The sequence below is a fragment of the Collinsella aerofaciens genome, from assembly GCF_028207065.1.
In the GTDB taxonomy this organism is placed as follows: Bacteria; Actinomycetota; Coriobacteriia; order Coriobacteriales; family Coriobacteriaceae; genus Collinsella; species Collinsella aerofaciens_AR.
Genome location: NZ_JAQLFP010000053.1, coordinates 1 through 5,819, shown reverse-complemented (window position 1 = coordinate 5,819; position 5,819 = coordinate 1). Strand labels below are relative to the sequence as shown.

The following is a 5,819-nucleotide window of genomic DNA, read 5'->3' as shown; positions in this document are numbered from 1 at the left end:
ATTCGATCTGCGGATTGTTTTCAGGGGAAGCCCCAAGGGGACCTGCGCAGCCTCGACAGGATAATCGCATTCGCTGATTCAATTATCGCCCGATTCGCGGCGCAATCTATTTATCTCCGCTGCTCAGAACCGCCTCAAGTCTTTGCACGAGAACTCCGACGGTAATTCCAAGTGCCTCTGCATAGGCGAACTGCTCATAAACCCTAAGACTGCGTTCCCCGGTTTCGACTTTCGAGATGAACGACTGAGGTACCCTCAGTTTCTTTGCGAGTTCAACCTGAGTGATACCTTGCTCCCGACGAATCTGGGAGAGGCATTTTCCGCATGTCCTATTAGCATCAACGTTCATACCGTTTACGCTATATTCCATTTTGATATATCCCAAACTAGGATATATTCATGTGAGCATCTGTTTCACTTATCGCAATTGTTCGCATCGCACATTTGAAACGAGAGAGGGGACTCGATAAGCATGGATGACGAGATGAAAGAGCCCAATAGTGAGCAAACGCCCAGTGCATCTGATGAACAGAAGCCGAATATCGAAGGGAAGCAGGTTTCTGATGGTGCTGACGACACCACCTCCCCTGACGATCGATCATCAAATGAAGACGGTGCCACATGCAAAAAGGAAGAGGACGATTCACTTCTAACGAGTGCCATTAACAAACTTGGAGGTAATAAACGAGCGGCTATCGCAACTGCTGCGATAGTTGCCGTCATCTTCTGCTTACCCATGCTGTTTCCTCAAATGTTTTGCACCCACAAACTTTGGACCAATGCAAACTGTACAAGCCCTCGCACCTGTAAAAGTTGCGGCAAAACCGAGGGGAAACCGCTCGGACATGAATGGGAAGAAGCAACATGCACGGTTCCGAAGACCTGTCAACGCTGCGGCAAAACCGAAGGGAAACCCCTTGGGCATCAACCAGGTTCTTGGACTACCGAAATCGATTACGTTGACGCCACCTCGAAGGAAATTCGAGAATGCGGGAGATGCGGAGAGGTCGTTGACACCCGCAACGAAAAGGAAATTACTTCCTTTCTTGGCGACGGATCGTTTTCAATTTCACCTGAAGGCTTTATTGAACGACTTAACGAGGAATTCTCCGATATTCCCAATTGCAGCAGTATGAAGGCGAGTTACGAGTTAGACGATAGCGGCACGGGACTCGAGCTTCAGATAAAAAATGGCTCTACGCTTGCCGGTATTGGAGGCTTTTTCTCGGACTCGAGCAGTCAACTACTATTCAGCTATCTTGGATCAGAAAACTGCTTCAAAAACATAGTCATGTACTTCGAAAATTCAGATTATGCCGCGGCACAGCATTAGCAACCATACAAGCAATTGATCCAACACTCTCATTTTCTGACGCTAAGGAGATCGGCGCTGCCTGCGTAGGTACGCCAACTGTCAAAAATGGAATTACGTACGCAATCTTAGCTTCAAATGGAGAATACTGGCTGAGCACCCGAATTGAATAATTTACTTTAATTGCTAAATGCAGACGCCTCTTACTCGCGGCATATTAAAGTTCAACCCCTGCTAGCATCGTCAATCGAAATATGCCCCGCCGAGCACTTTAGCTTGGCGGGGCATTTCAATACGTAGGCGGATTTTGATACCTAGAAGGCCCACATGCCCCCACTAGGCAGCCGGCTTCGCTGCTCAAATTGCTCGAACTGCAACTTAAGCAATCAGCGGCCAGCATCTCTTTTAGGCTGCGCTAGTTTCTTTGTATTCAAAGACTGGCTCTAAGATGTCTTCGATGCTGCAGTGCAGGACTTTCGCCATATCCCTTACGGTTGTTACCGATGCTTCGTTGATGTTTCTCTGGCGCTGTTCGTACATTTGGATTGAGCGGAGTGATACGCCCGATTCGTATGCCAGGTCTTGTTGGGTTTTCTTGAGCCTCTTTCTTGCTTGCGCCAGTTTAGTTTGACGAGGTGTTTTCTTCGCCATATCGCAAATAAGACTCGCCACACGTTCCTCTGAGGCTTCATGCCAGGGATAGTACAGACCGTGCAGCGCATCAAATGGAACGACATGCAGCAAATCTTCGAAAGACTCTCCTAGGCGCCACTGCAGGTATGCCAGTATCCAGCCCGCCCAATATTCCGGCGTCTTCTCAAATCGATAGGCGCAGTCCGGTATAGGCCCGTTTTGATAGCCCGACCTTTCGGCGATAAGCGCGAACAGCTCAACGCCCGATTTTCCCGACACTACCCATGCGTTGCCGCGTTCGAACTCGCGAGCTACGCCGCTCAGGCAAAAGAGTTCAGCAACTTCCGATCCTTCTGCTCCGTAATCGTTAACGGCATAGTCGAAGCAATCCCCGAGGTTGTTCATTGCGTCCTCAAGGTAATAGACGGGATATGTCCTACTCGGCCCACGATCCGTTAACTCTTGGATCATTTAAATCAACCCTCCCTGACATCAAATCCCTAATGTCGACACCCTCGGTGTCAAATCCGTTTACCGTATCCAGGTACTTACGTCGAGCGTTCTGTTCTCGCTCAAATCGTTTGGGATAAAAGTCAGCTCCCGAGGCCTGCTTCCAATCGCGAAACCTGATCGCCGAGAACGCGCGCTCACTCATAAGCGCATATTGAATGCCCGCATCCCCCAAAAACATAATGCGCTGCAATTGCCTGAGCGAAATCATGCCGTTAACGAACTGTCTTGCAAACGAAAAGTAGGAATCGTCAGCGCGATAGCCTCGAATAACGTCATAGGGAGAAATATCAATCAGGCAGTTGTCCAGCAAATACCGAAGTCCTTCGCGTGCCAGCGGCGTCGAGACATTAAACTCCCGGTTGTCGGCCAAAATCGCAAGCCAATTGAGGATTGAAAACTCCCCAGACTCTAAATCCAAGACCGAAAGGCCATCTAAATCAAGCTCATATCGATTGGCAATGCCATCAGACTCGGTCCGGCATGCCCATTCCATTGCCATTTCCTCATGTGGTGTGCAATAAAACCCGCGCCCATAGTCATTGAATTGCCTGCATTTATCCAACGATGGATGCTCGACAACAACCTCCGACCCGTGCCAAAGCTCCATATCGACCTCCTAAAAATATCACCCCAGTGATAGTTTACCAATAACTATCACTGGGGTGATATAGATGAGAGCTTTTGAGGGGCTGCAGCCTGACTAGAGGCAAGCCTCGGCGATGCGCTTTTTTAGTTCGTCGATGCCGGTGCCGGTCTGGGAGCTCGTAATGATCACGTTTTCGGCCGGGACGTTGAGCTGCTTTTTGATGGCTGCTGCCTGGCGGGCCTGCTGGGTGCGGCTGAGCTTGTCGGCCTTGGTGAGGCAGACGATAAAGTTGAACTCGTTGCCCTGCAGATAGTCGATCATGTCGTGGTCGAGCTTGCTGGGGTCGTGACGAATGTCCACCAGCGAGACGACCAAGTTAAAGCTGCGCTCGGAGTCGAAAAAGTCGCCGATGAGCTCTGCCCAGCGGTCGCGCTCGGCCTTGGAGCGACGGGCGAAACCGTAACCCGGCAGGTCCACAAAATGCACGTCGTCGGCCTCGAAGAAGTTGATGTTGCTCGTCTTACCCGGCGTGCTCGAAACCTTCACCAGGTTCTTGCGGCCAAAGAGCTTGTTCATAATCGAGGACTTGCCCACGTTGGAGCGGCCGACAAAGCTCACCTCAGGGCAGGTGGACTCGGGAATCTGCGAAACCTTGCCGTAGCTGGCGACGAACTTGGCAAGCTGGTAGTTAATGGAATCGGCCATGGACACTCCTTGGTCGTAGGTTCTTACAAATAGACGCGCTATTGCGCAGCGGCAATGCGGCGGACGATATCGAGCGTGATGTCACTTGCGACACGCGCGTACTCGAACAGATCGAACTCGCGCTCGCAAATTGCATCGTACGCCTCGTCACAATTATCGCTGATAGCGCGTAACACCAGGCAATCGACACCATTTTTGGTTGCGACATGGGCAATTGCCGCGCCCTCCATGCCGACACAATCGGCATGCGTCGCCTCGATAGCGTCGTTGCGCATGGCGGCGCCCGTCACAAAGCGGTTACCCGTGGCAATCGTGCCGACCAGGAACTGCTTGGTGCCCTCGTTCGAAGCGACTGCATTTGTCGAAGCGTCAACAAACCCACGCTCAGCAAGCACGTCGACGGCAATATCGACCAGCGCGGGCGTCGAGCCAAACTCCTCGAGCCCCGGTGCGGACTCGGCAATAAGCTCGGTATCGGTATCCAAATAGCGCAGGCGTTTACCAATGACCACGTCGTCGATATGGAGCTTGGGGTTCAAACCGCCCGCAATGCCCGAAAACACAACAGCCTGCGGAGCATACTTGCTAATGAGGTGCTGTGTCGCAGCGGCAGCGTTCACCGTGCCCATGCCCGCCGTTGTGGCGACAACTGTCAGGCCGTCGAGCCCACCGCTCACAACGTTCAAGCCTGCCTCCCGCGCCTCGCAAACGTCGCTCAGCTCTTCCTTAATCTGCATGATCTCTTTTTCGAGCGCACCGATAATCGCGATGGTAGCCATACCATTCCCCAAACCTATACGAAATTCTCAACCACGGTATGGTACCAGCATTTTGTTTGACCTCGCCAAACGAACACGCTAAGCCAGTGCAACTCGCGATTCAAACAGAGCCTTTGCAATCGCGGCCGTAACCTCGCTCGAGCGGTCGCTCCACGGCATCGATGTCATGACGCTCATGACATAGGTACGGCCATCGATGTCGATAAGGCCCGCATCGCATGTCGAATAGTAACCATCCTCGCTAATCCAGCCTGCCTTGTTGCGCACCAAAACATGCTTGCCCGCAATGCCATCGCGCACTCATTTAAGTCTGTCCCCAATGAGCGCCCTTGGGGGCGAAAATGGCTCGCTAGTCGATGGCGTTTTTGAGTTCGGCGCGGCGCTTTTTCATGCCCGTCATGACGGCGTTGCGCAGCTCGGGCATGCGCGCGGTATCCATCTGTGGAACGCCCTCAAGCTTATAGGGAATCCCCAGCTGCTCGTATTTGACGACACCCATGGTGTGATACGGCAGCATCTCCAGGCCGACCACGTTATGCCACGGGGCGATTAAACGACCGAGCGCCTCGCACTCCTCCACCGTGTCGGTAATGCCTGGCACCACCACGTGGCGGATAACGACCTTGATCCTGCGACGCGCCAGCTCATCGCCAAACGCCAGGATGCGTGCGGGGTCACAACCGGTCAGCCTTTTATGCTCGACCGGGTCGGCATGCTTGATGTCGAGCAAAACCATGTCGGTCTCGTTGAGCACGGCATCGAACTTCTCGGGATGCTGAGGGTCGAAGGCGTAGCCACAGCTATCCAGGCAGGTATGTACACGACCATCGGGGTTGTTGTGCATTGCACGGAACAGGTCGGCCAAAAACTCGGGCTGCAGAAGTGGCTCGCCGCCCGAAACCGTAATTCCGCCGCTGCGATAGAACTCATGGTTACTCTGGAACTCGTCCATCAGGTGCTCGACGGTCACCATGGTGCCGCCGCTAACCGACCAGGTATCGGGATTGTGACAATACGCACAGCGCATGGGACAGCCCTGAACAAACACCACAAAACGGATTCCGGGACCATCGACCGTTCCCATCGTCTCGATCGAATGTACACGACCCAGGGCAAATGCAGAGTCCTCGGGACGAGCGTCCACACCCTCGAGCGTCATCTCAGCCATTCCCGCTACCTTGCCTCTCTTTGGTTTTAGCTACGTACATGCCAGAGCCATTCTAGCCCATGCGCATGATGGTGAAACGGTTTAGCCCTCAATTGGGTTGCTCTATTTGGCCCCACGCAAGAG

The 5,819-nt window shown here is 53.0% G+C and carries 8 protein-coding genes; 1 reads left to right on the top strand and 7 read right to left on the bottom strand.

The window, feature by feature from the left end; genetic code table 11:
- Nucleotides 1-106 precede the first annotated feature (106 nt).
- Nucleotides 107-370 carry a helix-turn-helix domain-containing protein gene (locus tag PMX72_RS10140; RefSeq protein ID WP_231501614.1) on the bottom strand — a complete coding sequence of 88 codons (264 nt, stop codon included), beginning with the start codon at nucleotides 368-370 and terminating at the stop codon, nucleotides 107-109.
- Nucleotides 371-472: 102 nt separating this feature from the next.
- Between PMX72_RS10140 and PMX72_RS10135 the strand changes: the two genes are divergently transcribed.
- Nucleotides 473-1,333, top strand: a complete 861-nt coding sequence (locus PMX72_RS10135) for a hypothetical protein (protein WP_271729912.1) — start codon at nucleotides 473-475, stop codon at nucleotides 1,331-1,333.
- Between the two features lie 384 nt (nucleotides 1,334-1,717).
- Here PMX72_RS10135 and PMX72_RS10130 read toward each other — a convergent pair whose 3' ends face one another.
- From PMX72_RS10130 to pflA, 6 genes are all read right to left on the bottom strand, one after another.
- A complete protein-coding gene (locus tag PMX72_RS10130; protein ID WP_271746217.1) occupies nucleotides 1,718-2,350 on the bottom strand; it encodes a helix-turn-helix transcriptional regulator in 633 nt (210 codons plus the stop codon).
- A 31-nt stretch (nucleotides 2,351-2,381) separates the two neighbouring features.
- Complete coding sequence (locus PMX72_RS10125) at nucleotides 2,382-3,065, bottom strand: DUF3990 domain-containing protein (protein WP_271729914.1); 684 nt, start codon at nucleotides 3,063-3,065, stop codon at nucleotides 2,382-2,384.
- A gap of 93 nt (nucleotides 3,066-3,158) precedes the next feature.
- Nucleotides 3,159-3,749, bottom strand: coding sequence for a ribosome biogenesis GTP-binding protein YihA/YsxC (yihA, locus tag PMX72_RS10120; protein WP_006234871.1), 591 nt, complete (start codon nucleotides 3,747-3,749; stop codon nucleotides 3,159-3,161).
- A gap of 38 nt (nucleotides 3,750-3,787) precedes the next feature.
- The gene (gene mtnN / locus PMX72_RS10115; protein WP_271729915.1) at nucleotides 3,788-4,528 is read right to left on the bottom strand and encodes a 5'-methylthioadenosine/S-adenosylhomocysteine nucleosidase; all 741 of its coding nucleotides are present in this window, start codon (nucleotides 4,526-4,528) and stop codon (nucleotides 3,788-3,790) included.
- Between the two features lie 78 nt (nucleotides 4,529-4,606).
- A complete protein-coding gene (locus tag PMX72_RS10110) occupies nucleotides 4,607-4,828 on the bottom strand; it encodes a serine hydrolase (RefSeq protein WP_271729916.1) in 222 nt (73 codons plus the stop codon).
- Between the two features lie 49 nt (nucleotides 4,829-4,877).
- The gene (gene pflA, locus PMX72_RS10105; protein WP_271729917.1) at nucleotides 4,878-5,696 is read right to left on the bottom strand and encodes a pyruvate formate-lyase-activating protein; all 819 of its coding nucleotides are present in this window, start codon (nucleotides 5,694-5,696) and stop codon (nucleotides 4,878-4,880) included.
- Nucleotides 5,697-5,819 lie beyond the last annotated feature (123 nt).